1 protein-coding gene is annotated in these 241 nt (G+C 64.3%); it reads right to left on the bottom strand.

The features are described 5' to 3' along the window. Positions 1 to 241: Nramp family divalent metal transporter (locus CH341_RS33275; protein WP_170149926.1), on the bottom strand; the 241-nt coding region annotated here is incomplete at both ends.

Here is a 241-nt window from a genome sequence, read left to right as displayed (position 1 = left end):
GGCGGCCGTAATCCCCATTCCGACAAGGAGCGGCATGTCGAAGAGGAGCGCGAGCCCGATCGCTCCGCCGAGGAACTCGGCAAGGTCGGTCGCCATCGCGGCAATCTCGCTCACCACCCACATCACGAGAACGACCGGCAGCGGGAACCGGTCTCGGCAGAGTTCCGCAAGATTGCGCCCGGTGACGATGCCGAGCCGCGCAGACAAAGCCTGAAACAACATGGCGATCAGGTTCGCCATC

Source organism: Rhodoplanes roseus (assembly GCF_003258865.1).
Taxonomy (GTDB): domain Bacteria; phylum Pseudomonadota; class Alphaproteobacteria; order Rhizobiales; family Xanthobacteraceae; genus Rhodoplanes; species Rhodoplanes roseus.
The sequence above is the reverse complement of the archived record's forward strand: the minus strand, read 5'-3'. Positions and strand labels throughout refer to the sequence as shown.